This window comes from Helicobacter pylori (assembly GCF_011175115.1).
Taxonomy (GTDB): Bacteria; Campylobacterota; Campylobacteria; order Campylobacterales; family Helicobacteraceae; genus Helicobacter; species Helicobacter pylori_DF.
On record NZ_SHOW01000003.1, the window covers coordinates 94482 to 120805 of the forward strand.

Here is a 26324-nt window from a genome sequence, read left to right on the forward strand (position 1 = left end):
TATCTTAATGTTTAATCTCTGACTCTGTTCTCATCAAATGATAGAAGCTATCTGTCTCCATCTATTCTAAACGATACAACAAAAACGCATAACTCCCCGATCCATTCACATGCAAATCGCAAAGCATGTTCGTTACAAAAACATTAGAAATGGGGCTTACTTTAGAGCCTCTATCGCAAATGAGAGCGAGATTAGGCAAGGCAGAATAAAGGGAAGGCTGAACCTCCGCCTCTGCGGTAGATGTTGTTATCGCTTGTTTCTTTGCTGATGAATGCGGCATCAAAGTCAAAATCTCCGATAGCTTTGGCTTGGCGCGATAAGATAAGGGCGATATTGGTATTAAATGGGGGGGGGGGGGGTGGATTTTGCAAGATTTCTTGCATTAACGCTTTGCTGTCATTCCCTTTTAAATGGGGCAAATCGCTCGTTAAAAATCCAAGCGTTTTTTGGATTTCAATCGTGCGCGCGATGACTTTAATGATGTTGCTTACATGATCAAAGTCGCAAGGCTCGTTTTTGTGGCTTTTTAAATACTTGTCTAAAACACCATACCCCCCTATCATGTAATGATAAATTTCTTTACTCACCCCCCTAAAATAAGCGCTATGGTTGATATAAAGGCGTTGTTCTGGTTCGTTATGAGAGGGTTTTTTGATGATGTGATCATGTGCTTCTTTGTAGCAGGATTCGCCTATGGTGGCGTCTTTTAATTTGTTAAAGCTGTGATTTAGGCTTTCTTTATTTAAGACATGCAAGCCGATTAGTTCAATCCCTAAAAGGCTTAAAGCCCTAAACAAATCTTTATTGTTTGTGAAAAGGATTTTAGGGTAATCGGCTTTGAGAAAGTCTTCATAACGCTTGCGGTAATTTGGGGAATACAATAGCGCATAGATATAGCCTAAAACCTCTAACGGCTCAAAAGAGTGGCTATAATGCTTGTCTATGAAACTTCTAAACTCTGGCGTAAAATTTTCGGTGTAGTTGGGGTGTTTGAATTGATAAAGGGGGTAATTGACCCCAGCTCCATTACCCCCAGAGCTTAACCCTTGATCGTTAATATGAGAGCTTATAAAGCATTGCGTCCAACTTTTATCGTTGTTTTTTAGCTGTCGTGGGGTGTTTAGTGCGACATTTTTGCGCGTTTGATTGGGTGTTTTAGGGTTTGTTGGGGGGGTAACATGTGCTTAAAAACATCATAAACTGGATATGCTAAAAAAGTCCTTGAACTAGGTGTGTAATAAGTCCAACGATAATCAAAGGGGCGGTATTGGCACGAAACGATGTATTCTTCTAAACGCTTAATATTAGTCTCAACTTCTCTGATAGCATTGTTTAAACGCCAATCTCTGCTATCATCGCCAATATTATATTTTCTGCGTAACTCGCTAGGTTCTAAGATTGAAAAATCTTTTAAAAGCTTGAGCAAGCTTTCTTTGTCTTTATGGAAAACGACATGATCTCGTTTCGAACAAATGCCGGTACCTCCAACTTGAAACATATCCTGAACGCTAAAGCCTTGTTCGTATTCATCTAACAAGAGGGTTTCTTGGGGTATGAGTAAGTAAAAAGGCTCTCTTGGGGTCAGCTCAAGCCATTCAATACTATCCAAATCGTTTTGGGCTAAAAAGGCGTATTTTTCAGCCCTTTCACCATACACATCATAATAAAAGATTTTTTGCTTGGTTGTTTGCGCCTTTTTGACAAAGAGGTTAATGGACACACCTTGCATGATATTGAAAACGTTTTCATCTTTTGCGCCTTGTGGGGTTTCCTCCTTTTTCCTCGCATTTCCATGCAAGTTTAGGATATAAAGCTCATCGTAGCATTCTAAAAGAGAGCGCCTTAACCCCCTAAAAGTAGGGTTGTCTAAAAAGGCGTTGTTAGAGATAAAGCCAAAAAGGCCATGCCCTAAAGATTTAATCTTGTTTTGAGCGAAACGCATGAATTTCACGTAATCGTCTAAGAGCCATTTAGGGTTTTTCTCCTTTTGCAGTTTGTATTTGGAATGGAGGCTTTTAAGGGCCTTTAGGGCGTCTTTGCTGCCGCTTTCTTTTTGTTTTTGAATATTGTCTAAAAGCGTTTGGATTTTATCGGTAAGCTTAACCTTTTTTTCTATTTCTATGGTTTGAAATTCAGGTTCTATGCCGTAAGTGGCTTTCACTTCCCATTCAAACAAGCCCTTATTCTCGCTCGCCCCGCTATAAGGGGGGTTACCGGTGATGATAAGGATATTTTCATTTTTTTTAATTTCTTGAGCACTTTTAAGCTCTGTTTCAAAAATCGGGTTTAGCCCACGATAAGCAACGATCTCACTAGGCTGTATGAGAGTGTTGGTTAAAATGATTTGAAGCGCATCGTTTTCTTTGAGAGGCTTTTTAAATTCCTCCTTAAAGGCTTGGCTGAGGTTCAAATGAGCGATCGCATAAGGAGCGATCAAGTATTCAAACCCATAGAATTGCTTCAAGAGGTTTTGGTATTTGTCCTCTTTAGTGGAGGTGCCTCCATCGCTTGTTTTTCTCACTTCTAGCGCTTTTCTAAACGCTTCCAATAAAAAAGTGCCGGTGCCGGTGGCAAAATCTAAGAGCTTGATGTTTTCGTTATCTAAAGCGCTTTTTAAGCCTAAGGGAGCGTCTTTGAAATGCGTTTTAAGCAGGCTATCCAAAGCGTTAATGATGAATTTCACCACAGAATCTGGGGTGTAATACACGCCCTTTTTCTCTCGCAATTTAGGGTCATAAGCACTTAAAAAGGTTTCATAAAAGTGCAAATAAGGGTCTTTATCGTCATTCAAATCTTTAATGATAGAGCCCATATCAACACGATTGATCAAGCTTAAAATTTCATTTAAAAGCCATTGGATTTCTTTGATTGCATCAAGCTTCTTTAAAAAATCCGCCATTTCTCTGATCACAGCGAAGTTTTTAGGGATAGAGCTTCTCACATTATTCAAATCTATTTTTTCAAAAGGGTGGTTGAGCTTGGCTATAAAAAGGCTGTAAGTGAGCGTTTGAGCGAACGCATCGCTAAAGTCTTCAAAACTCAATTCTTCATAAAGATATTCTTTAAAATTCTTAAAAATGCTAGAAACTTGATCGTCTTTTTGGTATTGGATTAAAGCGTCTTTTAAATACCTGGTGGGCGCACTTAATGCGTTTGCGAAATCTTTAGCGTTAGTGATAGGGGCTGCTTCGTGATTGAAAAAGCCTCTAAACAATTCAATGAGATCGCGCTCGGTTTGCGGCTTGGGTTTTAGGGGTTTAGAGAGTTCCTCAGGGCTAGCGATAGAAATTTTTCTTTTAATTGAAGGCTTATTCTCTTCATCTTTCCCTACCCACACGAACTTAAGGTAATCCGTGAGCATGAGATTAGGATTCAATTCTAAATATTTAAGGATTTGTTCGCTTTTTAAGAGCTGGTTAAGATCAGTCCCTACCCTTTTATTTTCTATATAGCCGATGTTAAGCCCTTGATAAGAAACGCGAAAATCAGGCTGACCCCCTTATTTGTCTCTTTTAGGCTCATGTTCAATCTTAAATTCTTTATTGAAATGGTCTTTTAAACCCTTAAGCAAAATTTGTAAAAAGGCGCGGTGCGTGAGTTCATTACTTTCAGGCGTCAGATCTTTAATGCTTTCTAAGTATTCTTTTAGCATATCAATAACCCCTTTTTAAAGTTTTAAGCCATTTTCATGTGCATGTCAATGAAAGTGGCTTGATGGATTAAAGCCCCTACGCTAATGGCATCCACGCCGCTTTTGGCGTAAGCACTGATGCTCTCTAGCGAGATATTCCCGCTCGCTTCTAGTAAAACAAAAGGATAATGCGCATCCCTGTAAGCGGCAATTTCTTTCGTTTCTCCAACGCTCATGTTATCGCACATCACAATATCCGCTCCCGCATTCATGGCGTTTTTGGCCTCTTCAAAGCTCTCGCATTCAATTTCAATTTTAGCCGTGAAAGGCAAGTTTTTTCTGGCATGCGTTAAAAAGCTTTTGAGATCTTTGACATGCTTTAAATGCGTGTCTTTAAGCATTAAAGCGTCATCTAGCCCTAAGCGGTGGTTGCTCGCTCCCCCATTAAGCACGGAGTATTTTTCAAAAATCCTTAAAAGGGGTCTGGTTTTTCGTGTGTCCAACAAACGCACCTTGTGAGAATTTAAAGCTTCTACAAAACGGCTCGTTAAAGTGGCGATCCCGCTGCTGTGTTGCAACAGATTTAAAAGGGTGCGTTCAACCTTTAAAAGCATGCTAAAATCCCCCCTAATCTCCATTAAAGTGTCTTTAGGCTTGAAACGCTCTTTATCTTTAATGGTTTGAGTGCATTCAATGCCGGTCATTTGAAGCAACTCTAAAGCGTATTTTTCGCCTGAAAACACGCCCTCTTGTTTAGCTCTCACAAAGGCTGTGGCTTTAAAATCCTTTTCTAACACCCTTTCAAACAAATCCCCATGCCCTAAATCTTCTTTTAAAGCGCATTCTAAAAAGGTTCTAATCTCCATTAGGACAACTCCATCATTTTAGTTAAAGCGAGTTTGGCTAAACGCGCCACCTCATCTTTTAATTCAATCGCATTGTAAGCCCTGTGGTTTTTATAAGCCTTTAAGACTTCAAACAAATCCTTTAAAGTCGTTTCGTTCATGGTAGGGCAAAAGGCGAGCGTGCTAGAAAGAATGAAAGTGTTTTGATGGTTACGCTTGGCTTTCAAACGATTGACTAAATGGCTTTCAGTGCCTATGGCGACTTTTTGATGGGGGCTTAGCTTTTCTACAAATTCTATGATTTGACTCGTTGATCCGCTAAAATCAGCGTTAGAAACCACGCTAGGTTCGCACTCTGGATGGACAGCGATTAAAATATCCGGGTATTTTTGGCGGTAAAATTCAATGTCTTCCAATTTGAAAAGCTGATGCACCGAACAAAAGCCGTTGTAACAAACCACATCAGCGTTTTGGATTTCTTCTGGGCTATTTACGCCTAAAATCGTGCTTTTTAAGCCGTTTTCTAGGGCTAGATTTTCCCCCAAGCATTTATCCGGTAAAAAAAAGATTTTTTTATTTTGTTTTAAGGCGTGATTGAAGATTTTAGAAGCGTTCCTGCTGGTGCAGACCACGCCATCATCTTTAGCGACTTTGGCTTTCACTTCAGCGTTAGAATTGATATAAGTGATAGGGTAAAATTCTTTAACGCCGTATTCTTTCAATAAATGAACGCTTTTATCGTAGTAATGGCTGTCTATCATTCTTGCCATAGAACAGCATGAGAGTTTGGGCATGATCACTTGCTTGTCAAAGGCTAGGGCTTTCACGCTCTCGCCCATGAAATGCACCCCGCAAAACACGATGAGGTTTTTATCGCTCTGGCTTGCGATTTTGGCTAATTCCAAGCTATCGCCTGTGTGGTGGGCTAATTCTACAATCTCATCTTTTTGGTAAAAATGAGCCACTAAAAGCGCGTCTAAATCGTTCAATAATTCTAAAATAGAAGTTTTTAAATCGTTATCAGTTGGCATGAAATTCCCCTATACTTTCCCCAAACTTCACGCTTTTTTCTTTCAAATCTTTAAAAGCGGTGTTTTGAATGAATAAAACGATAGTAGAGCCCATTTCAAAATTCCCTAAATTATCCCCTTTTTTCACCTTAATCGGCGGGTTGTAAGAATAGGTTTGCGTGAAACGGGCTTTAGCGTTAGTTTGGATATTCTTATCAAAATTAAAACGCATTTTACCCACATTTAACGCTCCCACCGCTACAAAATACAACCTATTGCCTTGAATGTCTTTTGCAACAAGCACTACCCGTTCATTGCCCACAAACAGATTGTTGTTTTTGTGTAATGAGGGCTTATTGACTGGCAGTAATTTCCCCGCAAAATAACGAGCCTCTAAAATTTCTAAATCGCAAGGGGCATGGTAGTGGTGGTAATCTTTGGGCGAAAGGTAAAAATTCGCATAGAAAAAAGAAGGGCTTAAGGGGTTGATTTCGCCCACTAATTCATGCGCTTTATAGGGCATGCCTTTAATTTGTAAAGCGCTATCGTTGTCTAAAAAAGCGCATTCGGTGATTAAAGCATCGCAAGGCGCAATGCAAATATTAGGGGCTTTGTCAAAGGGGCGTTCTTTTTTTAAGGAGCGCGTGAAAAGGGCGTTCAAACTCTTATAATTTTCCAAAGGCTCAAACTCGCTCAAATCAATTTTAAAGATCTTAACATAAAGGGCGTTGATGCCTTTTTGGATAAAAAAAGGGAATTCATAGCCAGCCACAGAGCCAAAAACCCTTGAAAGAGCGTTGCTTAAAGCTACCATTTTAACCCTGCCATGTTCAGTATAAATTCCACCTCGCCCTTACTCACTTTAAATTCTTTAGAAATAGAATCCACGCTATAACCCTCTTGATACATTTTTAAAACCTGTTTTTCATTGATCTCATCGCTAGCGGCATAATGCCCCATGTCTTTGAATTTGTTTTCTAAAGTAATGATTTTTTCTTCTAAATAATCGCGCTCTTTGTCCATGGATTTTTGGATTTCTTGCAACTGGTTATAAAGGTGCGAAAGAGTCGTTTTTAATGAGCTATCCTCTTTAGCGCTCTTTTCTAAAGAAAGGCCTTCCAAACGCCCCTCTAATTCTTTCAAACGCTTAGAATAGATATAATTTTCTTGATAGGATTCGTCTAAGGTTTTTTCTAAACGCCTCATTTTATGGTAAAACTCTTTTTCTTTAAGATACAAATACCCCACCAAGCACACCAACACCAATAAAATCGCTCCTAAAACGACCATAAACAAATCATTAGAAGATAACATTACCGCTCCCGTTCATAATTTTAAGCCTTTTCTTTCGCTATGGACAATGAAAGAATCATAACGCTTAATGTCTAAGGCGTGCATGCGAGTGATTTCTAAAAAATTTTTATCCCTAGCCACGCCAAAAAAGGCTAGGATTTTCCCCTCTAACACACAACGCCCGTAATAAGTTTGAGGCGCTATCAGGCTTTGTTTTTTGATACAAATTAACCCATGCCCTAAAGCAGTGATGCGATCCTTTTGCTCTAATTCAAGTAATTTTTCTTTTAAAAGCAGGCTCTCTAATTTTTCTAATTTAAAATACAGCGCTTTGAGCAATTCCAGAGTGTCATTTTCAACGTTCAAGCGTGAAAAATCAAAGCCAGAACCCAACCAATCAAATTCTTCTAACACCGCTAAAGAGCGTGTGGTTTTAGAGATAAACCTTTCATAAGAGAACGATAAATCGCATTGGACTAAGCGCGTTTCAAACCCTAAAGCTTGGGATCTTAAAACCAACTCATGCATGCTTGAACCCCACATCAAGGACAATAAAAATAAAAAACACCACCCCCAAATAGCCATTACTCACAAAAAAGGCTTTAGGGATGTTTTTATAATCTCTAGCCACTAAGATCTGCTCATAGAGTAAAATCAAGGCTGAAACCCCTAATCCTAAATACGCAAAAATCCCCCCATGATAGCATTTCACAAAACAAAGCCAGCACACAAGCGCCACAAGGTGCGAGAGCCTTGAAAGATTCAAGCACCATTTTTCCCCTAATTGGCTAGGAATGGAAAACAAGCCCCTTTCTTTATCAAACTCCATATCCTGTAAAGAATAGAGCAAATCAAACCCAGCCACCCATAACATCACCCCTAAAGCCAAAAAGACATTCCATAAAGGAATATCCCCTAAAACCGCCACACTCCCGGCAATGGGGGCTAAACCCAAAGCCAAACCCACGATAAAATGCGCCAAAGAAGAAAAGCGCTTGAAATACGAATACCCCCCTAAAATGATTAAAAAAGGTAACGAAAGCCTGAAAGCTAAAGGGTTAATGAAATAGCTCACCCCCACGAATAAAAGAGCGTTTAAAGCGCTAAAAACCACCATGCCTTTAACGCTGATCCTGCCATCCACGCTCGGGCGGTTTTTCGTCCTTGGGTTATCCTTATCAATATCTCTATCCACCAAGCGGTTAAACCCCATAGCGAAGTTTCTTGCCCCCAATAAGGCTAAAAAACAAAGGATTAAGGTTTCTAACCCAAAAAAGAGCGTTTGATTTTTTTGATAGGAGCTTATGACCATAGCCATGAGTAAAAACATGCTAGAAAATATCGTATGCTCTAATGCGACCAATTCGCTTAAAGCTTTGATTTGATGCGTGATTTTTTTAAGCAATTATTTGATCCCTAATAAAATGACTTTTCTAACCTACAATTAAGCTAGGCATTATAATATATTGATAGCAACAATACAAGAAAAAGCCCATGCTCAAAACATTCATGCTTAAATAAACTTTAAAGAAACGCGCGCTTAAAATCGTTAAAAACAAATGCACCCCTAAAAGCCATAAGGGCGAAGAAACCGAAATCGTGGGGATTGTTAAAGGCATGCTTAAGAAATGATCCAATAAAGACCCTAAACCCACCGCATGCAAGAACAAACTCAAAGGGAAAAACACGATAAAAATCAAGCCTAAAGGAATGCTAAAGAGCTGGTAGGGCGAAAACATAGGGAAAAAGGCATGCGCGACAATGAGCATGTTCAAAAACACCAGCGTGCTTAAGCTTATGACTTGAAAAGATCGCCTTAAAAAAGAAGAGGTTTTAAAAAAAATTTGAGTGTGTTTTAAGAATAAAAAGATGTACCACACCCCACAAACAGAAAGCAAAAACCCCACGCTAAAAAGCAATTTAGGGAGTAACGCTATGGCGATACAGCACGCTAAAACCAAAAGTTTAAAACTCAAAATCCTTACCCCAAAAAAGCATGCCAAAAACCCTAATAAGCCCATTAAAAACGCCCTGAAAAAAGAGGGTAAAAAATCTAATAGCAATAAATACCCCAGCAAAAAAACCCACACCAAAACCCCTATATCATAAAAAGCGTTCCTATAAGGGAAATAGCGTTTTTGTAAGGGGGTATAAAAAAGCGAAAAAAGGAAATACACGCTCGCGCTCAAAATCCCTAAATGGAACCCGCTAATGGCCAGTAAGTGGTTGATCCCTAGCGCGTTAGCCCTGTCTCTTAAATCCTTATTCAAATTATCCCCTATAAATAACGCTCGATACAAATTACCCACTAAAGCGCTTGAATGAGCGCTGTCAATGAAATGGTGCAAACGCGATTTGAAATTGTGTTTTCGCGTTAAAGAAAAAGAATAAGTTTGAAAAAAGCATGATTTTAGAGACTCCAAAAACGAGCAAGGTTTGATTTTGCCAAAAAATTGCGCATGGCGGTATTGGAGGTTTTTTAAAGGCTCTTTAATGGTGGTGTAAAAGATCATGCCCTTAGATTGGAGTTTTAAGACAAAATAGGTTTTTTGATCTTTAGTTTTAGGGTATTGCAACAAGATTTGAGCGTTTAAGCTTGTAGGTTTTGAAAAATCAAGCTTTTGGTGATTCAAGTATTCTAAATAAAGGTTGATCGCCAACAAAAGGCTTAAAAACACCCCACACCATAAGTATTCTTTGGGGGTTGCAAGAAGTTCAAACGCCCCCTGAAAAGTTTTATCTTTCAAGTTGTGGGTATTTCAAATTTAGTTTCTTGTCCCTCTTCTAAATGGGAATCTATGGGCATGTCTTCATAGCGCGTGAAAGGAGCGTTAAAGCGCGTATAAACCGTTCCTGTAGCCCCATTCCTGTTTTTAGCCACAATGATTTCAGCCTCTTCAATACTGCCATTTTGCTTGTGGATACGCCTTTCTTCATTAACTTTTAGGTGCAACTCTTGCGCCTCTTCAATTTTGCCTTCTTTTTTGAGTTTGTCTATTTTATTGTCTTCAGCCCTCATTTGATAGATATAGCCTCTATATAAAAATAAAACAATATCAGCGTCTTGTTCAATCCCTCCGCTGTCTTTAATATCCGAAAGAATGGGCCGTTTATCGTCTCGGTTTTCTAGGCTGCGGTTGAGCTGCACTAACGCTATGATAGGGATTTCTAATTCTCTGGCTAAAGTTTTAAGCTCCCTTGAAATTTCAGCGATTTGCTCATGGCGTTCTTTAGTGGCTTTACTCCCTGACATGAGTTGCAAATAGTCAATAAAAGCGATACCCAATTCCTTGTGTTGGGATTTAAGCTTTCGCAGTTGCAAGCGGATTTGCTCTATCCTCACATAACTTTTATCGTAGAAAAAGAGTTTTTTGCAAGAAAGGTGATCGTAGCATTTGGCTAAATTTTCCCATTGATCATCATCAAGCCTCCCGCTCTCTAAATCATGCATGTTAATAGAAGTGAGATCCGATAACGCCCTTAAAGCGAGTTGCTCTGCGGACATTTCCAAACTAAAAACCGCTACCCCCCTATCGTCATTGAGCGCAGCTAAGACCATGTTCATCATCAAACTGGTTTTACCCATAGACGGCCTTGCCCCTATAATGACTAAACTCCCCTTATTGAAACCGCTCGTATAATTATCCAACTGGACAAAGCCAGTCGGTATGCCAGTAACTTCCAAACTCCCTTTTCTTTGGTTTTCTGTAATAAGATCCATTGCGCTTTCAAGCACTTCTTTAATGCTCCTAAAGCCCTCTATGGTGCTGCCATTCAATAACGCATAGACTTCTCGCTCCACAGCGCCTAAAATATCGCTGGATTTTTGCGCGCTTTCTAGGGCTTGCTCTCTAATGGTGTTAGCCAAGCCAAAAAGTTTTCGTTTAATGGAAGCGTTTTTAATCTCTTCCACATAGGCTTCAATATTATCTATGGGGCTTGCCGCAAAAATAGCGACCAAATCTTCTTCTTTGATTTGCTTGTCTTTAGGCATTTTTTGGCGGATAAAGTTCTCATCAATGGGGCAATCTTCTTCATGCAGTTTTAAAGCGATTTCAAAAAACAAGCCGTTAGGCGGGTAGTAAAAATCGCTAGGCTCTAAAACGCTATGGACCTCTTCAATCTTATGATTGGCCAACACAATGCCTGAAAGCACGATCCTTTCAATGTTTTGCAATTGCTGCAAATGCTTTAAATGATCCATTTTTATCCTTTTATAATCGTTTGATCTTTTCTATCAGATCTAGGGGCGTTAAAGCGTAATTATTCTTAAATTCCAAACCCGCTAGCGCGTGCGCTAAACTTGCGTTAATAGTGGCGTCTAAAGGCGTGTAGTTTTGAGAAAGCAAGCTTAAAATAAGCCCCGCTAACACATCGCCACTGCCTGCTTTGGCTAAAGCCACGCTCCCTAAAATGTTGATAAAAACCTGCCCTTGATGAGCGATTAGGGTATTAGCCCCTTTTAAAAGCAAAACCACCTTGGGGTATTTTTGAGAAAAATCCCTTGCGATTTCTAGTTTATTGTCTAACAATTCTAGCATGCTTATATTGATCCCCACTGATTTTAACAACGATAAAAACTCTTTAGGGTGAGGGGTTAAGATCACTTCTTTTTCTAAAGCTTGCAAGACCTCTTTATGGTAAAAAACGCCCGCATCTAAAACGCATGGGGCTAATTCAAGCCACTTGTTAAAATCCTTTGGGATATTTTCTAACCCCATGCCAAGAGCGAACGCACTGAGTTTTTTAGGGAAATTTTCGCAAAAAACCAATTCTAAAGGCTTATTATTGGAAGTTATCTCGCATTCTAACGCTTGAATACTCACCACCCCAGATCCAAAACTTAACGCGCTTAATGCGCTCAATAACCCCGCCCCACTATGCTTGCCCAAAAGCACATGCGCATGCCCGTAATCGCCCTTATGAGCGTTTTTTTTATCCCTTAAGGGCAGTTTGAGATCGCTTTTTTCTAATAAAAAAGTCTCTGTTGGGATTTCATAGATTTGATTAAAAACCCCCAAATGCCCCACTTTCAATTCCCCCACATAGTCTTTAGCCCTATCGCTTAATAAGCATGATTTGATAGCGCCCATGCTGATAGTCAAATCCGCTTTAAACGCTCCCTTATCCACCCTGCCTTTAGAATCGATCCCGCTAGGAATGTCGCAAGCGATCTTAAAGCGCGCTTTTTGAGAAAGGCTTTCAAAGTTTAAAAACGGCTCTAATTCGCCCTTAAAAGCGCTCCCTACCACGCAATCCACTAAAACATCGCATTCTAAATCTTCATTCTTTTCTTCCCATGTTTTGATAACTACCCCCACTTTTTTGGCCCTTTCTTGTTGCAATTGGCACATGGGGCTTTTGGCTCGTTTCATTTCAAAAACTAGCGTTTTAAAACACCCCATTAAACGCCTAGCTAGAGCATAACCATCGCCTCCATTATCCCCACTCCCACAAAGGATAATGACCTTAGCGCCTAAAGAAGCGTTTTGTAAAACCGCCCTTTCTAAAGCCATAGCGGCATTTTCCATTAAAATGTCTTCGCTTAAAAACAATTCTTCAATCGCCCTTTTGTCTAGAGCATCCACTTTTTCATACACTGAAAGCATCTTTATCCTTGAAAATGAACGCAAAACGAATTTTCATAAAACGATCCTTTTAAAGAGGGTTCGCTATGAATTTCTAAACGCATTTTATACTTTTCACACACTTTTTTCACTAAATCTAACCCTATACCATAACCCAACACGCTAGAATTGAAACGCGCATAACGAACGCTTAATTCGGTGATCTTGTCTTTAGGGATTTCATACCCTAAATTTTTCACTTTCAAAAACTCGCGCGTTAGCTCTATGTGGATATACCCATGCATGACGCTGTATTTGATCGCATTCATGAGCAAATTGCTATAAAGCGAAAGGAAATCCTGCTCTTTAGCCTTCAATTCCACTCCCACTAAATCGCTTTTAAATTCCAGCTTGTGGTAGTCTATCATCTCGCTAAAAAGCGTGTTTTCTTTAATAATTAGGGCTTTTAAGTCTAAAAGCATAAGGGATTCGCGCTCAATATCTTGCATCACCAAATACGAGAGCGAGCGGTATAAAAAACTCATGCGCTGGATAGCGATTTTAATGCGGCGGTGTTGTTGGCTGTCTTCTAGGGTTTTTAAAGACAAGACTAAAGCGCTCATGGGGGTGTTTAATTCATGCGTGGTGTTTTTTAAAAAATGATCGATGCGCGTGATTTCATTCCTAATGGGCTTTAAAAACAAACGCCCCAAAAACACAGAAACCCCTATCACGCATAAAAACGCTACGACAAACACTAAAACAATATTACGATACAAAGAAGAAAAATGAAGAGGTTTAGAATTTTTAAAAAGCATTTTAGCCACGCCTAAATGGGCGAAAGTTTCATCGCTGAATAGGTAATATTCCCCCTTAAAACTAAAAAAGCCCGCCTCTTTATGGGTTTTAATCAAATCCGCGCTCTCAGGGATATTAGAATATAAAACACGCTTTTTACTATCAAAAAGAGCTATAGAAGCGTCTTTATAGCGTGAGATTAGAGCGTTTAAAGCGTTTTGATAATCCGCATGCGTTTGCATGTGCAAGGCAATCACTTCACTAGCGATCTTAGAAGCCATTTTGTCCATGTCCATGCGTATCATTTTGATTTTTTCGTTTTTTTCATAGTTAAACGCTAAAACGCTAATCACTAGCATCAACACAAACGAAGAGCCCAAATAAGTCCCTAAAAAGAGTTTGAGGGATTTTTTTTCATAGTGGGTTAAAGCGATAGCCCACCCCCTTATGCGTTTCTATGCAATTTTTACCCAAAAGCTTGCGCAACACCTTAATGTAAGTGCGTAAGGTGGAATCATCAATCGCTTGCTCCCATAAGTTATTTTCTAGCGCTTGAGAGCTAATGATTTGCCCTTTATGCTCTAAAAAGTATTCTAAAAGTTGGGCGGTTTTGGGAGGCAAGATCTCTTTTTTGCCCCTGACACTCAAGCAATTTTGGTGATAAAAAATGTTAGGCATGATTTCTATGGGATCATCATTGAAAAACCTTTTAATACGCGCTTCTAATTCGTCTAAATCAAAAGGCTTTTTCAAGTAATCGCTCGCCCCCAAATTAAAAGCGTTTTTTAAGGTAGCGTTATCTTGTAAGGCGGTGATAAAAATCACAGGCGTAGAGATTAAAAAATCGTTTTTGATGCGCTTAAACAATTCCAAGCTATTCATTTCAGGCACTTGCACATCTAAAAGTAAGAGGTTAAAACGCTCAACCGAGAGCCTTTCATAAGCTTCTTTCCCATTAAAAGCGCAAAACACTTCATAGCCCAAATGCTCTAAAAACGCCTTAACGCTCTCGCTTAAAAGGTAATCGTCTTCTAGTAAAAAAATCTTTTTTTGCATGGGGGTATTGTAGCGCTAATTCTATAGCCTTTTATACTAAAAGCGGTTATGAAAAATGCTCTCTTAAGAAAGACACCGCCTTATTTTATCAGCCGTTTTTAGAATGCAATAAATCTTTATTGTATTCCAACATAGCATTTTGTAAATCAAGTTTATATAACACATTTTCAATGTAAGTCAAATAAAGGCTTTCTTGTTCTTCTTTTAAGCCTTTAGATAAAACCGCATCGCAATTTTTAAAATACAAACAAATATGTTTATTTTGCGTTTGAGATATTTTCGCATGGTTAAAAGCGTCAATGTAGATTAAGTTTTCCCATTTATCCAAAAGATCAAATTCTTCTATAGAGCGAGCCAAGCATAAAGGCACAATATGGTGCAACTCAAAACCCTTTTCTTTTTTAACGCCATGTTTTTCAAAATAAAGGGCTTTTTCTTTAATGGAGCGTTTGAGCTTTTTATCGTTTTGTTTGTTTTCTTCATTGAGCGTTTTTAAAATAAGCCTCTCTTTATTGGTTTCAAAAAACACGCTTTGTTCTAGCAAGCTAAAAATTTGTTGGGCTTGATTTTTCCAATTATGATAATCTCTCTTTTCTAGCTTATTCCCGTTAAAATGGTTAGGGTTGCAATAATTTTGCACTAACTCTTTTAATTTTTCTTTTTGGATACGGCTTAAACTCCTATACTCTCTAACGTACTCTATAATTTCACTTCTAGTAAAATTTTCAATATTTAAAAATGTAACAAAAAACATCATTTCTTCAATGTCTAAATAATGATTTTCAAGCTCTATCATCACCTCTCTGCATTCTGCCCCAAAACCCTGTAAAAGATTTTCTAAAGCTTGCGTGTAACAAAAATTTTTTCTTAACAAATCCTGCGCGTTTAAAAATTCTATAGCTAAGGGAGTTAAACTGATATATTTAATATTGCTTTGAATGTAGGGGTTTGTAGGTTCCTTATTTTTATTGTAGCGTTCAATCAACCCCATTCTATGCATATCTACAAAAAGATTTTTTCTCAAGCTATCTTGAGTTACTTGATTCTTTTTTCTTAAATTATCTTGAGACATTTCAGATTTACAGATATTATCAACCACTTTTGCATTTTGCATAAACCTCTTCGCCTATGATATTGCTAGGGCGTTTGCTCATATCGGTGGTGCGGATTTGTAAAAAATCCTCTCTCGCTTCATTAAAAATAGCTTGAATAATAATTTTAATCTTATTTTGATCGTAACGATTGTGTTGGGATAAGTGTAAGCCCCTATAATCAGAGCTTTTTATACGATTAGCTAAGAATTTCAAACACTCTTTACTAGGATCAAGCTGTGTGATTTCTAGCAAAATTTTTTCTAATTTTGGCATGTTAAATATCCTTTTTTATTTGTATTCATTATACCTAAACATTTCCAAACCCTCATGCACATATTCAGCATGGGTTTCACACCCTATAAAATTACGCCCCAAACTTTTAGCCACTAAGCTAATCATGCCACTGCCACTAAACAAATCTAAAATCAAATCGTTTTTGTGAGAGCTAGCCTTTATCATGCGTTCAATGAGCGCTTTAGGTTTAATGCTAGGGTGTTTTGGCTTAAGGATTTTACCATTCTCTTTTTCAACATGCCTTTGTGAAGTGATTTCCCACACATCAAGGCATAATTTGCCCTTAGGGTTAGGGAACCAGCGTTTGTTGTTTTTTAAAATCCCTTTATTTTGAGCATGCTTGATGCGTTCAGCGGATTCATAAGCGGTGCGCACTTCATCGGCATTAAAGGTGTAGTTTTTCTTGTGCATGCTATAAAATAAAATGCTTTCTTGCGCGTGGTTATAACGCTTTTTGGCGTTGGCAAACCCATCTTTTTTAACCCAAGTGATAAAATTTAAAAAATGCGCTTTTTTTTGGCACAAATACGCTAAAAATAAAGCGCAATTAAAAGGGGTATTAAAAATATAAAAACTCCCCGTATCTTTGATTTTGGGCAGCACTTTATCAATCCAAGCGTAAGAAAATGTTAAAAACTCTTCATCATTTTTAAAACTATCCCATGAAGCAATTTTAAGATTGTAAGGAGGATCAATAATGGCTAAATCAACGCTTTTATCTTCTAGTTTGTCTAAGAATGTGAAAACATCTTCTATATAAATCTTATTCAAAATCAAACAAGTTTCCTAATTTTTGCTCAATCAAGGGCTTATAATTTTCATAGAGTTCATAACCTATAAAATTTCTTTTTAAAAGCTTTGCTTCTCTTAAGGTTGTCCCGCTCCCGCTAAATGGATCTAGAACCACATCGCCCACGCAACTATACAATCTAATCAAACGCCTTGCTAATTCAGCCGGCATTAAAGCCGCATGCTTACCAAAAGCAATATCGTTTTTATTAGGGATTGGGATTTCCCAAATTTGTTTAGTAAATTCCACCCATTCCTCTTGAGTCAATTGGCTTTGTTCTTTTTGCTCTTCTGTGGGTTGTTTGGGCTTGCCATCTTTGACAAACACGCCGATAAATTCTATAGTATTTTGCGCATAAAAATTTCTAGGATAAGGGTAGCTCCCAAACATCAATCTTTTAGTAGGATTTACGCGTTTCCAAATATAGACATCTAGTAAGAACATTCTAGGCTTGTTTTCTAGCGTGTTGTTTAAATCATGCAAAATGGAGTGTTGAATATCAGCATGCAAATCAAAGATATGGCGGTTATAATGCGTGTTTAAAACCTTTTTAAGCATGGGCAGTGAAGTGCCCAACCGCTAAAGACGATTGGGCTTCCTAGGCTGATGTTGCCCGTAGGGAGAGTTTGGTTCTCACTCTGTGTCCCTATAGTAGGGATTTTACAGAGTTTGAGCTCCAACGCATTCCCTACAGGTCTCACACATCATATCTCCAAAGGCGTAACTTTGCACACTTCCTGTGCTAGATACGAATGTATGGGGATATTATACCACGAATTGGTAGCATTCATCCCAAACGCTAAAGACGATTGGGATTTCTGCTTGGGTGGTTAAAGGCACATTAATGCATAGCTTACCATTGGGTTTTAGCACTCTATGGCACTCAAGCCAAACTTTTAAAAGACCTAAAAGATAATCTTCATATTTTTCTAACGCCCCCAAATCTTCAACATGTTGGGCTGAATGCTGTAAATCTTGTGTGCCATTTTTTGCGTAATCTTTGATGTTGAAATAAGGCGGGCTTGTGATGATCAAATCCACGCTATTATCTGGCACTTCATTCATGTTGGTGCTGCTGTGATAAAACACTTTATTGATATTCAATCTTATTTTTACCTTTTATTAAACTTCAATGGGTTTTGCATGAAAGAATTTTACAATGAAATGGGGGTATTTTAAAAAATGAGTCAGTCAAGGCAATCTAAATTTTCAATGAGTCAAACTCCCTAACGCTCTCGCTTAAAAGGTAATCGTCTTCTAGTAAAAAATTTTTTTTGCATGGGGGTATTGTAGCGCTTAATGGGTGGGCTTTGTTATAATACTTTTTTATGTTTTTTAAGGAGCGTGATGATGAAAACGAACGAAGTGCAATTTTATGAAGTTTTAGAAAACCTTTTCATAGGCGTTAAGGTTGAAGACCAACAAGAAAGCCTTTTAGATCCTAGCCCTAAAGCGGTGAAAAATGGCATGATCAACCTCATGAAAGCTAAAAGCCAGTATTACCACCATAAAAAACAAGAATTAAAAAAACTCATTGATTTAAAATGCCAAGATAACAACAATCTCAAAGAAGAATTGTTTGACAAACTCTATAGCTTTTTCAAGCGTTATTTGAGCGCTAATGGAGGGATTTATTTCAACGACACGCCCCTTTATGACAGCCTTTATACCAAAAGCGGTTATGAAAAATGCTCCCTTAAAAAAGACACCGCCTTATTTTATAAAACCAAAGATCTCTATTATGTGAAAAGCGAAACGATTTATAAGGATTTTTGCTTTGAATTAGAAAACATTCTTTTTAATTTTGACACTTCTTCATTGGAAAGTAAAAAGAATAATGAAAAAATAGATTTAGTCTTTACTTTAAAAGATACAGACACAAAAACTAACACCCTAAATTTTAGCGTTACTCTCAGTAGTCAAGGGAATCAAACAAAAATGAGTGAAATCCTAAAAAGTTGTTTCAATCAAGGCGTCAAACTTGATGAAGAAATTTTAAAAAAAGCGTTTGGAAAATTCAAAAAGCAAGGCAGTATGGATTATTTCATCCATAAAAACGCGCTAGGGTTTTTAAAAGAGCAATTGGATTTGTATTTGTTTGAATACCTTTTTAAAGAAATGACTGCATTTGATGCTAAACGCCTTAATGAGATCAACACCATTAAGGAAGTGGCGTTGCAAGTGATTGTATTAGTGAGCGAATTTGAAAACGAACTTTGTAAGATTTGGAACAAACCTCGTTTTGTGTTAAACTCGCATTTCATCGTGAGCTTAGACAAACTCAAAGCCAAAAACTACGATTTGAATAAGATCACAAGCCACAAAAACTACCCCAAACAAGTTAAAGAATGGCAAGACTTGAATTTAAAAACCACAGACAACCTTTTAGAAAATGAATACCTACCTCTAGACACTATCTATTTTAAAGATTTAGAAGAAGAGGTTAAAAACTTATTCAGTGAAGATGAAATCAATGGCACGCTCATAAAAAGCGAAAACTACCAAGCCCTAAACTCCCTTAAAAACCGCTATAAAGAAACAATTGATTGCATTTACATTGATCCGCCTTATAACACGCAAAACAATGAATTTGTTTATGCGGATAATTTCAAGCGTTCCAGCTGGCTCGCTATGATGGAAAACCGCCTAGAGCTTGCGCACGCTCTACTGAATGATAAAGGCGTGATGTTTGTGAGCATTGATGATAACGAACAGGCTTATTGCAAAGCGCTCATGGACGAAGTGTTTAATGGGGGGGGTGATAACTTTGTAAATACGATTATTTGGGAAAAAAAGTATTCTCCACAAAATGATGCAAAATGGTTCTCTGATAATCACGATTTTATTTTACTATATGCCAAAGATAAAGGAATTTGGCGGCCTAATTTATTACCACGCACAAGCGAGATGAATGCACGCTATAAAAATTTAGATAACGATGAAAGGGGTGCGTGGAAACCTAGTGATTGTTTGGTAAAAACTTATATGGCGAGTTATGATTATCCTATCACTACACCAAGTGGAAAAGTTGTAACGCCACCAAAAGGGCGGTGTTGGATGACTTCAAAAGAAAATTTTCAAAAACTTGTAGATGATAATCGTATTTATTTTGGAAGAAATGGAGACAATGTTCCTAGTTTGAAACGCTTTTTGAGTGAAGTCAAGCAAGGCACAACACCTTTAACAATATGGAAATATACAGAAGTAGGACATAATCAAGACGCCACAAAACAATTGCTAGCTCTCTTTAATAATGTAAAACTTTTTGACACCCCCAAACCCGAAGCCCTAATTTCAAGGATTTTAGAAATCTCTACCCAAGAAAACGATCTCGTGTTAGACTTTTTTGCTGGGAGCGGGACGACTTGCGCAGTGGCGCACAAGCTTAAGAGAAAGTATATCGGTATTGAAATGGGGGAGCATTTTGACAGCGTGATTTTGCCTCGCCTTAAAAAGGTCATAGGCGGTTTTAAAAGCGGTGCGGCTAAAGAATTTAATGGAGGTGGGGTGGTGAAAGTTTATGCGTTGGAAAGCTATGAAGAGATTTTAAGAAAAATCAAGTATGAAGACAATGACAAACCCTTAGCTTATGATGAACAATACAGCGATTTAGTGGAGCGTAAAAACGAGTCTTACACGCTCAATATAGAAGCGCTAGAAAACATGGGCACGGATATTAAAGAGACTTTAGAAAATTTACACGGCGTTGGAGTGGAGTTTTTCAATGAAAAAGTGGTGAAATTTAAAGGGAATGATAAAGAAGTGAGCATTTTAAAAGCCTTAAAAGAAGCGCTCATTTGGTAAGGAGACATAATGGCAAAGAAAAAAGATTTAACAACCCATAATGAAATTTTTGTCGCTCAAAAACTCGCTGAAGATGAATTGAACGCTAACGAGATTAACGAGCCGTTAGAAATGCTAGACTTTAAAAGCTTTGATAGCAATAAGGAGCTTTTAGATTACCAACAGCAAGCCTTGATTAACGCTTTTAGAATGCTTGTCGCTTATTTTAGAGATTTCAAAGAGAATAAAAAAGAATTTTACGCATTTTATCAAGAGCATTATTCATTCGCTAATTGCGATTTCACTAACAAAAAACTCAATCATTTGTTAAAGAGCCATTTTAAGGTAAAAAATCAGCGCGTGAGTTTTGAAAATTTTATCAACCGCTTAGCCTTTTACATGGCCACAGGGAGCGGTAAAACGATTGTCATTATCAAACTTGTAGAGCTTTTAAGCGTGGCTATGGGAATGGGTTTAATCCCTAAGAAAAATATCATGTTTTTTAGCGCCAATGAAAATTTGATCAAGCAATTTGAAAAAGAAATTGAAAAATACAACCGGGGTAAGGACTTTTCCAAACAAATTGATTTCAAAAACCTTAAAAGCGTTACCCATAAAGATTTCCATCGCGCTCCAAAAGATTTTTTTGAAAAAATCACTCTTTTTTATTACCGCGCAGATTTGATGAATGATGAAGAAAGCAAGGAAAACCTTTTAAATTATAAGGATTATTGGGATAATGGGGAAAATTATGTGATTTTAGATGAAGCGCACAAGGGGAACAAGTCTGAGAGCAAAAGACAGGCTATCTTTAGTCTGCTGTCTTTAAAAGGGTTTTTATTCAATTTCAGCGCCACTTTCACCGAAGAGAGCGATCTCATCACTTCGGTGTATAATTTGAGCGTGGGCGAGTGGGTGAAGCTTGGCTATGGTAAAGAGTCTGTTTTATTGAAGAAAAACAACTTAAACGCTTTTAAGGATTTAAAAGATTTAAACGATAGGGAAAAAGAAATCGCTCTTTTAAAAGCGTTATTGCTTTTAGGCATGCAAAAACGCTATAAAACAGAAGGCTATTTTCATGACCCTTTAATGCTCGTGTTCACGCATTCTGTGAATGTGGAAAACAGCGATGCGGAAATCTTTTTTAAAACTTTAGCGCGCGTGATTGAAAATGACGATGAGAGCGATTTTGTAAAGGCTAAAGAAGATTTATTAGAGGAATTAAAGAATCCGGAATTTCTTTTTAGCGATGGCAAAGATAAAGACTATAAGGTTAAGGTTTTTAAAGAGGGTTTAAAGAGCATGGATTTTAAAGGCTTAAAAGAAGAAGTTTTTTATGCTAATAGCGGGCACATTGAAGTGATTATTAACCCTAAAAACAACCAAGAAATCGCCTTCAAACTCAACACAAGCGATAAGGTCTTTTGCTTGATTAAAATAGGCGATATTACAGAATGGATTGATGAAAAATTAAAGAGCGTGAAAGTGGTGAGCAAGAATTTAAGCTTTAAAGAAGAGAGCTATTTCAGCCAGATTGACAAGAGCAGTATCAATATCTTAGTGGGATCTCGCACTTTTGAAACCGGGTGGGATAGCACAAGGCCTAGCGTGATTTTATTTTTAAATATAGGGCTTGATGATGACGCTAAAAAGCTGGTGAAACAATCTTTTGGCAGAGGCGTAAGGATTGAAAGCGTCAAAAACCAACGCCAAAGGTTAGCGTATTTAGACATAGATGAGGCCATTAAAAAAGACTTGAAACCAAACGCTGCAATATTGGAAACGCTTTTTGTGATACCCACTAACCATGCAAGCCTTGAAGCGATTTTAAAGTTCCAAAAAGAGAGCGAAAATAAGGGTGAGAATAGAGGTTCTTGGCGTGAAATCAAATTAGAAAAAACGCCCATAAAACACGCATTATTCGTGCCTTGCTACCGAAAAGAACAAACCAACGCTCTTAAAATTTCTCAAAGCGCTTCGTTTAAAATGAGCGAAAAAAATTTTAAGGATTTAAAAGAGTATTTCAATTTAATGAGCGAAAAACATTTTATTTTAAAGCATGAAATTTATGACCCTAAAGATTACGCGCTGTTAAAAGAAATGATACAAACAGCGCATTTTAAAAAGGTACCAACTTGGCATTATAAAGATTTAGATTACATGATTTCTGAAATTAAAGGCAAGCTATACCCTAATCAAAAAGTGCCTAAAGACGAGTTTAACGCCCTAGATAGTGAGAAAATCGTGCATTTTAAAAGGATTAAAGTTAGGGCGGATAAAAAAGAAAAATTGATTCAAACCATCCAAGAAGTGAAAGAGCATGCGCCTTTGGATAAAGAAACTTTAAGAACAAAAATCGCGCAAGGCGAGATTGACATTGATAATATAGAAAAACACAAACAAGACAGAACATTCAAAGTTGATGAAGCAGAGCTGTTAAAACTCAAAGAGCATTACTACACCCCGCTCATTAAAGCCAAAGACTGCGATTGGCTTAAGCATGTGGTTAAAGTAAAGAGCGAGAGCGATTTTTTAGAAGAGTTGTTAAAGATTACCGAAACGCTGCAAGAAAACTATGATTTTTGGGCGTTCAGCAAGATTGATGAACATTTAGACAATTTGTTTATTCCCTATATAGACAACGGCGCTACAGAAAGGAAATTTTTCCCTGATTTTATCTTTTGGCTGCAAAAGAGCGGCACGCAGATCATTTGCTTCATTGATCCTAAAGGGAGCAAACACACTGATTACGAGCATAAGGCAGACGCGTATCAACTTTTTAAAGATAAAATTTTTAACCCTAAAGACGATCCCAATCTCAAAATCAAAGTGGTTTTAAAATTTTATGGGGATAAGGATGATGTGGCGGATGGTTATAGGGATTATTGGATTAAAAAAGGGAAACTAGAAGATTTTTTTCTGACCTTAAAAGCCTAAATTTATTGAAAGGGGTTAAAAGATCCGCTTATTAGCCTTGAATATAAGGCTAGTTTTTCACATCGCTTAAAAACACATGCCTTAAAAGTTTGGCGTCGCTTAAAAAAGCGTTTTTCAACACCGCGCTTTTATAAGTGTAATGATCTTCAATGCTTGAAACTTCGCCCACAAACACCCCCGCTCCAAAAATCCCGTCTAGCCCGCTCGTTAGCACTTGATCGCCTATGTTGATTTCAGCGCTTGGGACAATAAAATCCACGATTAATTCTTGCTTAAAATTAGTCCCTATAAAGCCTAAGACTTGATTTTGGCCTACCATCACGCTATAAGCGCACCGCTTGTGAGCGTTCAAAAACCCATTCAAGCGCCCTTTTTCTAGCACGGCAATGCCTATAGCTTGATTGTGAGAAACAAGGCCATAAATCTTATTTTCTTCTAAATTTACAATAGGGTGGAGAGAGACGCTGCGCGTGTCTTCTAAACTGATGAATGAAGTCATAAAAGTAGGGGTATAAGTCATTTTTGGATTTTCTAAAGGATAAACGCTATTCAAACGCTCTTTCAAATCAGCGTTTTCTAGCTTTAAAGCTTCTAAAATCAAGCGTTCTTTTTGAAATTCCTTAATGTTTTGGGCTTGAAAAAAATACGCTTGAATGTTGTCTAATAAGCTGTTTTTTGCGCTCATCAAGGCGTTTTTAATCCTATCGCTGATATAAGAAGAACTGCCTTTAATGTCTAAAAAATAAAAAATAAGAAAAATCCCTAAAAGCCAAAGGAATTTAAAATAAAAACGCATGCATTATTCACTAAAACCCACACGGCTGAGTAAATCCAAATCTTGTATGGCTTCCCCTGTGCCTTTGGCTACCGCCAATAAAGGCTCATCGCCCACATACACAGGGAGTTTTACCATATCGCTTAAATACTTGTCTAAGCCCTTAATCAAAGCCCCACCGCCGGTAAGCACCACGCCATTTTGCACAATGTCTTTCGCTAGATCCGGCTTCACCTCTTCAAGCACGCTCCTTAAAGCGCTAGAGATTTCCCTCACTTGATCTTTAATGGCTTCAAACACATCATCAGAGCTCAATTCAATCGTGTGCAACAGCCCGCTCACTTGATCCCTCCCTGACACTTCCATGGTGAGAGGCGGATCCAATTTGATCGCGCAACCGATTTCAATCTTAATCTCTTCGCCGGTGCGCTCCCCTATCAACAAATTGAATTTCTTGCGGATGTATTCCACGATGCTTTGATCCAATTTATCCCCAGCCACTCTAATGCTTTTAGAAATGACTAACCCCCCAAGACTGATCACGCCAATTTCAGTCGTGCCGCCACCAATATCCACAATCAAACTCCCTTGCGGCTCTTTGACCGGCAAGCCTGCTCCAATCGCGGCTGCCATAGGCTCTTCAATCAAAAAGACTTCTCTAGCCCCCGCGCTTAAAGCGCTCTCTTTAACCGCATTCCTTTCCACGCTTGTCAGCCCATAAGGCACGCACACCATGATGCGCGGGCGAATCCATGTTTTTCGTTTGTGCGCTTTTTCAATAAAGTAGCGAATCATTTTAGCGGTAATGTCATAATCGGCAATCACGCCATCTTTCATGGGGCGAATCGCTCTGATGCTGTTAGGGGTTTTGCCTAGCATTTCTTTAGCCTCACTCCCCACTGCCAAAATATCATAAGCTTTAGAATCAAACAATCCCATGCGCACCGCCACAATAGAAGGCTCATTGATAATAATGCCCTGCCCTTTGACTAACACAATCGTGTTAGCCGTGCCTAAATCTATGGCAATATCATGCGAAAACAAACCGATCAATTTGCTAAAAATCATGCCCTTTCTAATCCTTTATCGTTAAATTTATAAGCGTGTCCCTTAAGGAAGAATTTTAGAATGCGTTTTAGCAATGATCAAAGGTTCAGCCTGTTTTAAAACACAATCTTTAGTGATACGCACTTCCGATCCCTTAAGCTTGGGTAAATCAAACATAATATCCAAACAAAAATCTTCAATGATCGCCCTTAACCCCCTAGCCCCCGTTTTTCTTTCTAATGCGAGTTTAGCGATTTCTTTAATGGCTTCTTCTTCAAAGATCAAATCCACCTCATCCATTTTGAAAAGTTGCTGGTATTGCTTGATGAGGGCGTTTTTAGGTTTTTGTAAAATATCCACCATCGCTTCTAAACTGATGCTATCTAGCGTGCTTAAAACCGGCAAACGGCCAATAAGCTCAGGGATAAGCCCATAAGTAACCAAGTCATGGGTTTGGACTAAATGCAAGATCGCTTCTTGCTCTTTTTTGCTCATCTTTTCTTGAGTGAAACCCAACACATTCTGCGTGGTGCGTTTTTTAATGATTTCAGCTAACCCGTCAAACGCTCCGGCGCAAATGAATAAAATATCGCTCGTGTCAATTTGAATGAAATTGCCCTCAGGGTGCTTTCTGCCGCCTTTAGGGGGGATATTCACTAAAGAGCCTTCAACGATTTTTAACAACGCTTGCTGAACGCCCTCGCCAGAAACGTCTCTAGTGATGGAGCGGTTTTCTGACAAACGGCTGATTTTATCAATCTCATCAATAAACACAATGCCTTTTTGGGCTTTTTGGACATTCCAATCGCTCGCTTGCAACAATCTTGTAAGGATATTTTCCACATCTTCGCCCACATAACCCGCTTCAGTCAAGCTGGTCGCATCGCTAATGGCGATAGGAATATCCAAATGCTTGGCGAGAGTTTGCGCCATTAAAGTCTTGCCTGAGCCTGTAGGGCCGATTAGTAAAATATTAGACTTGCTCAACTCCACTTCTTCTAAATGTTCCAACTCCACATTGCTGTCTTGGTTGTCTTGTTTTTTGAGTTTTTCTTTAAAAGATAAGCGTTTGTAATGGTTATACACGGCTACGGAAAAAACCTTTTTGGCCTGCTCTTGCCCTATCACATAATTGTCTAAAACCGCCTTAAACTCTTTAGGGGCTGGAATATGAGAGAGCAAAAACTCTTCTTCATAAGCATTAGATTCCATTCGCCTCAATCGGTCTCTTTTGAGCGTTAATAAAGAATTGTCGTATTTGTGCAATTCCCCATGCATCACATCTATACAATATTCGCACACGCACACATCTTTATTCAGGTTGCTCGCAAAAATAATGCGGCGTTTTTTGGGATCTCTGGATTCTGGTTTTTTGCAAAAACTGCAATAAAGCGTTTCGTTCAT

At 38.3% G+C, this 26324-nt stretch carries 19 protein-coding genes and 3 pseudogenes; 2 read left to right on the top strand and 20 right to left on the bottom strand.

All coding sequences use genetic code 11. The features are described 5' to 3' along the window. Positions 1-61 precede the first annotated feature (61 nt). From EXS92_RS04695 to EXS92_RS04775, 17 genes and pseudogenes are all read right to left on the bottom strand, one after another. Positions 62-199: a DNA methyltransferase gene (locus tag EXS92_RS04695; RefSeq protein ID WP_158225996.1), complete on the bottom strand. Its 138-nt coding sequence runs from the start codon at positions 197-199 to the stop codon at positions 62-64. Next, positions 192-3652, bottom strand: a pseudogene (locus tag EXS92_RS04700) (type ISP restriction/modification enzyme). Before EXS92_RS04700 ends, EXS92_RS04695 begins: the two are co-directional and overlap by 8 nt. Positions 3653-3675: 23 nt before the next feature. Next, a complete protein-coding gene (gene nadC / locus EXS92_RS04705; RefSeq protein ID WP_165515721.1) occupies positions 3676-4497 on the bottom strand; it encodes a carboxylating nicotinate-nucleotide diphosphorylase in 822 nt (273 codons plus the stop codon). Next, positions 4497-5507, bottom strand: coding sequence for a quinolinate synthase NadA (gene nadA, locus EXS92_RS04710; RefSeq protein ID WP_165515722.1), 1011 nt, complete (start codon positions 5505-5507; stop codon positions 4497-4499). Before nadA ends, nadC begins: the two co-directional genes overlap by 1 nt. Further along, positions 5497-6300 (bottom strand): phosphatidylserine decarboxylase, encoded by an 804-nt coding sequence (locus tag EXS92_RS04715; RefSeq protein ID WP_165515723.1) that lies wholly within the window; start codon positions 6298-6300, stop codon positions 5497-5499. The genes nadA and EXS92_RS04715 overlap by 11 nt, the downstream gene beginning before the upstream one ends. Beyond that, positions 6294-6800 (bottom strand): DUF6115 domain-containing protein, encoded by a 507-nt coding sequence (locus EXS92_RS04720; protein ID WP_000953090.1) that lies wholly within the window; start codon positions 6798-6800, stop codon positions 6294-6296. The genes EXS92_RS04715 and EXS92_RS04720 overlap by 7 nt, the downstream gene beginning before the upstream one ends. 12 nt (positions 6801-6812) lie before the next feature. Next, positions 6813-7307, bottom strand: coding sequence for a hypothetical protein (locus EXS92_RS04725; RefSeq protein WP_165515724.1), 495 nt, complete (start codon positions 7305-7307; stop codon positions 6813-6815). Beyond that, positions 7300-8184, bottom strand: a complete 885-nt coding sequence (mqnP, locus tag EXS92_RS04730) for a menaquinone biosynthesis prenyltransferase MqnP (RefSeq protein ID WP_165515725.1) — start codon at positions 8182-8184, stop codon at positions 7300-7302. The genes EXS92_RS04725 and mqnP overlap by 8 nt, the downstream gene beginning before the upstream one ends. 28 nt (positions 8185-8212) lie before the next feature. Then, entirely contained in the window at positions 8213-9526 is a 1314-nt protein-coding gene (locus tag EXS92_RS04735) for a ComEC/Rec2 family competence protein (protein ID WP_165515726.1), read from the bottom strand. After that, the gene (locus EXS92_RS04740; RefSeq protein ID WP_000349728.1) at positions 9523-10983 is read right to left on the bottom strand and encodes a replicative DNA helicase; all 1461 of its coding nucleotides are present in this window, start codon (positions 10981-10983) and stop codon (positions 9523-9525) included. The genes EXS92_RS04735 and EXS92_RS04740 overlap by 4 nt, the downstream gene beginning before the upstream one ends. Positions 10984-10993: 10 nt before the next feature. Continuing rightward, positions 10994-12388 (bottom strand): NAD(P)H-hydrate dehydratase, encoded by a 1395-nt coding sequence (locus EXS92_RS04745; RefSeq protein WP_165515727.1) that lies wholly within the window; start codon positions 12386-12388, stop codon positions 10994-10996. A gap of 2 nt (positions 12389-12390) precedes the next feature. Further along, positions 12391-13593 carry a copper-sensing histidine kinase CrdS gene (crdS, locus tag EXS92_RS04750; protein ID WP_165515755.1) on the bottom strand — a complete coding sequence of 401 codons (1203 nt, stop codon included), beginning with the start codon at positions 13591-13593 and terminating at the stop codon, positions 12391-12393. After that, positions 13559-14200 (bottom strand): copper response regulator transcription factor CrdR, encoded by a 642-nt coding sequence (gene crdR / locus EXS92_RS04755; protein ID WP_097687927.1) that lies wholly within the window; start codon positions 14198-14200, stop codon positions 13559-13561. Before crdR ends, crdS begins: the two co-directional genes overlap by 35 nt. Positions 14201-14288: 88 nt before the next feature. Beyond that, positions 14289-15567, bottom strand: a pseudogene (locus tag EXS92_RS04760) (restriction endonuclease subunit R). Positions 15568-15582: 15 nt separating this feature from the next. Then, on the bottom strand, positions 15583-16365 hold the full coding sequence (locus EXS92_RS04765; RefSeq protein ID WP_165515728.1) for a DNA methyltransferase: 783 nt from the start codon (positions 16363-16365) through the stop codon (positions 15583-15585). Next, positions 16352-16936 (bottom strand): DNA methyltransferase, encoded by a 585-nt coding sequence (locus EXS92_RS04770; protein ID WP_242673984.1) that lies wholly within the window; start codon positions 16934-16936, stop codon positions 16352-16354. Before EXS92_RS04770 ends, EXS92_RS04765 begins: the two co-directional genes overlap by 14 nt. Before the next feature lie 273 nt (positions 16937-17209). Further along, positions 17210-17482: pseudogene (locus tag EXS92_RS04775) on the bottom strand (DNA methyltransferase); the annotation flags it as partial. Between the two features lie 246 nt (positions 17483-17728). On the opposite strand from EXS92_RS04775, the gene EXS92_RS04780 reads away from it, so the two are divergent. Both EXS92_RS04780 and EXS92_RS04785 read left to right on the top strand, forming a co-directional pair. Then, positions 17729-20182 carry a site-specific DNA-methyltransferase gene (locus EXS92_RS04780; RefSeq protein ID WP_165515757.1) on the top strand — a complete coding sequence of 818 codons (2454 nt, stop codon included), beginning with the start codon at positions 17729-17731 and terminating at the stop codon, positions 20180-20182. A 9-nt stretch (positions 20183-20191) separates the two neighbouring features. Then, entirely contained in the window at positions 20192-23098 is a 2907-nt protein-coding gene (locus EXS92_RS04785) for a DEAD/DEAH box helicase family protein (RefSeq protein ID WP_165515729.1), read from the top strand. 49 nt (positions 23099-23147) lie between these two features. Here the strand turns inward: EXS92_RS04785 and mreC are convergent, their stop codons facing one another. From mreC to clpX, 3 genes are read right to left on the bottom strand one after another with little or no spacing between them, the layout of a single operon-like run. Next, positions 23148-23894 (bottom strand): rod shape-determining protein MreC, encoded by a 747-nt coding sequence (gene mreC, locus EXS92_RS04790; protein ID WP_165515730.1) that lies wholly within the window; start codon positions 23892-23894, stop codon positions 23148-23150. Between the two features lie 3 nt (positions 23895-23897). Further along, entirely contained in the window at positions 23898-24941 is a 1044-nt protein-coding gene (locus tag EXS92_RS04795; RefSeq protein ID WP_000577744.1) for a rod shape-determining protein, read from the bottom strand. Between the two features lie 42 nt (positions 24942-24983). Further along, entirely contained in the window at positions 24984-26324 is a 1341-nt protein-coding gene (gene clpX, locus EXS92_RS04800) for an ATP-dependent protease ATP-binding subunit ClpX (protein WP_165515731.1), read from the bottom strand.